This window comes from Methylocaldum sp., assembly GCF_039794385.1.
Lineage (GTDB): Bacteria > Pseudomonadota > Gammaproteobacteria > Methylococcales > Methylococcaceae > Methylocaldum.
Genome location: NZ_JBDIVO010000458.1, coordinates 1 through 3046 on the forward strand (window position 1 = coordinate 1; position 3046 = coordinate 3046).

Sequence of the window (3046 nt, forward strand, 5' to 3'; positions counted from 1 at the left end):
CTACGGTCCTCATTATGACGTCCAACTTTCGACATGAGCGCCAGTTTGCCAGAAGCCATCCGCTCGACGGGAGGGTTAGCCGTCATTCGATGCATCCGAAGAACCTGGCTGGGTTGTGATCCAGAAGATATGGGTGCGCCAGAACCACAGAAGCCACATCGACTTCAACGGCTGACCAGGGACAGCTCCGCGACGATACTGAAAGATCTGTGGCCACGAATGCGCGCCGGGATCAGCATATGGTTGTACTGGGCGACCGCCTCCACATGACGACGTTCTCGGACGAAGAGGCACATGACGTCCCAGTCGGCTGGGGCGGCTGAGCCTGTTTCGAGGAAGTGCAGTCCTCGCACAATCTTGGTGGCTACAGCTTCGAGGCGTGGTTCTTGAATGCTGAGCGCCATCCGACGACCCAAATGAATGCCCGCAGGCGTTGTGAGTTGTACAGCTTGAAGGGCGCTACCGATATGTCTACGAAGGCCCAAGTTCTTTGCGTACATGCGCTGGAGCTTCTGGTTCCAAAGTTTCTTTCCCGGTTCCGTTACGCCCGCGTCCGAGAACATAAGTGCTGCCAAGAAGTACTCTTCGTCGCGGCCCGCTGCGTTGTTGCAGGCAAAGCAAGCGGGCACTGTTTTCAGGTTGCTGGGCCGCGGCCGTGGGAAGAAGGCCTTGGGTGGGACGTGATCGGCTGTGACGCTCACGGCGACACCACAGTAAACGCAGGACTGGACAGGTTCGATCACGAGTCAATGATGGCTAACGATGTAAGTAACCGGATGCCGCGCGAGGCGGCCAGCCTAAGGACTGTAGAGCGGAATAGCGTACTCGCGTATTCCGCCGTAGGAGGTATTTATTCGGCGCATTACGCTAATGCTAATGCGCCCTACGCGGGCTGACCCGTTTTGCTCGTTATGGCTGACGACTCAAGCTGTGGGACGCGCGTTTTTTGCGGCGTCCCTCTCCAGCGCCGAGTTTAGGCATCACTGCCATTAATCGAGCTTGGCCCCTTTCCCTATGCTCTCGATGGCTGGTTTTGTGGCTTCAGGGAAGTGCCTTGGAAATGGTCGCCTTGACGTCAGGATCGGTTTCCTCGGTCAATCTTCTCTTCAAGGCCTCCAGTGCTTTCGCGCCGCCGATCTTCGTCCGAGCTCAGCCGGTTCCGCTCCTGTGTAACCGAAAAGAGCGAAAAGCGTTGCCCGTCGTGTGTACCCCCTGTGAATGTTATAAAAGAGGGGGGCAGTCGGTGATCGGTTTGCAGACTCCGCCGCGGGAAGGGCATATAAACTGTCCGTGCGGACAGGTTGGGGGTGGCGGCGAATAGGGACAGATTGTAGGCCCCAGCGTGGCAAAGAAACCCTCACCGCAACTCATCCCTCTGCTGTTTTTCGCACATACTGCCAGCACGGCATTTCCTTCGCCCCCATACTCGGCGTTGATGAGGCCAATGTCAGAGACGACTCGATACACCTCTGTTGTAAAACCGCTACCGGCCATAACAACCATCTCATCAGCCATGGGTAATGGGGCATTGCATACAATGCTCATATAGCCGCAGGTCGCGGCGCTACCTTCTGGGATATGACAGCCTATTGGAACTGGTGGCGGGGAGGGTTGCTGTGTCAAACCACCCGCTGTCGAGCCGAGCTGTTTCACATCCAAATGCACCGTGACATCGCCTTCATCGCTATTTTGATTTATCCGAATGTCATGTTTTCCAGATACCTGAATAGAAGCAGTGCTAGTGCCGACGTGTTCCCATACGGGGTCATCGAAGAAAAGGAACGGACCATCGCGCTCCTTAACTGTACATGTAACAGAAACCGGCAGAACTCCATCCTGAGCTAGCATGCGTTTAATGTCTCTATCTTTACCGGTATTGATCTCCACCATGGTAAAGAATTCTGTTTCCTGCTGGTTACCAAGTCGACAGGTAAGTTTCCAATCGCATATGCCAGCTTCCGGGCAGTCATTGACGTGCATTTTTGTAAAGGTAACTTCAACTCTCGTTTGCCCGTCAGGCGGGGGTGGGGGTGGAGGCTGCACTATGTAGGGACACGCTCCGAAATTCACGACATAGGCCCCTTTTTCACTCTGCGCGTTCTGCGCCGGATCCTTATTCGCCACGTCCCCACGGACGCCGACGCCAATCTCCTTGATCGCCGGATTTAGAATTGCCTCCCTGTGACCGGCCGTGCTTATATTCATCCACCAGTGGACGGCAAAGAGTGGCGTCGAGCAGGCGCCAGGCGGACATTCGGTCACGTTGGTGCCCGCACCATCTTTGGCGATCTCACTCACGAAGGTAGCGCCTTCCGGACAGTATCCCGCGCGGTTTATGCGTGCCGCGATCGCTTCGTTGCGTCCCAGTGGAATTGGAGGATTGGTCCCCGGTACGACATCAACCTGCGGGTCGACGTGCGGATCGCTCTCACCCCACCATTTCAGGGTCACGGCCCGTTGCACGTGTCCATCGGCGGCGCTCGCCAATTTTGAGTTCGCGGACAACGCCGCCAGCCCGCGGCTGGTGCGTTCGGCATTAATAAGGCAAAGGATGGCATTACGTATTCGGTGACCTTGAGTTGCAAGGTCGATGGTGGACGGAGGGGTATTTACATCGGCGCCACATGTATCCTTACCTGCCAGTGGTTGCGCTCTGGCGGGAGTTACTACGGCACTCATAACGGTTGCGCAAAGGAGGATGAGCGCCATCGTGCCAGTCGGAGACAGTATTTTCATGGTTTTCCCTTCCTTGGGAGTGCGGAAGCCCGCGAGACTTAGAACAGCTATCGCCCCAGGCATGGGGTGCCGGTTAGCCGCAGTATATCGCCGCGGCATCCCACCAGTAGAAGCGAATAGAAACTTGAAACGTCGTTTTTCTTCAAAAAGACGATATCGCTGGGTCGAGCGAAATGTCAATCAGGTTGCCGGGTCAAGGTTTATTGTTCGGCTTCGGCTCTTTTCGTTTCACTGAACGACCCCGGCAGGGCGCAGGTCCATAGGATGCGCTGACCATCGGGAAGCGCCCTTCGACTCGCTCAGGACAGGC

Annotated in this window: 2 protein-coding genes; both read right to left on the minus strand. The window is 56.1% G+C overall.

Annotation, left to right across the window (positions count from 1 at the left end):
- Positions 1-164: 164 nt before the first annotated feature.
- Positions 165-701 (minus strand): hypothetical protein, encoded by a 537-nt coding sequence (locus tag ABJK70_RS22645; protein ID WP_143735058.1) that lies wholly within the window; start codon positions 699-701, stop codon positions 165-167.
- Positions 702-1221: 520 nt separating this feature from the next.
- A complete protein-coding gene (locus tag ABJK70_RS22650; protein WP_347259219.1) occupies positions 1222-2736 on the minus strand; it encodes a CAP domain-containing protein in 1515 nt (504 codons plus the stop codon).
- Positions 2737-3046: the final 310 nt, after the last annotated feature.

What these genes read in the sequence shown, in the direction of transcription:
- ABJK70_RS22650 (WP_347259219.1), bottom strand. Translation starts at nt 2,736, where the DNA reads ATGAAAATACTGTCTCCGACTGGCACGATGGCGCTCATCCTCCTTTGC.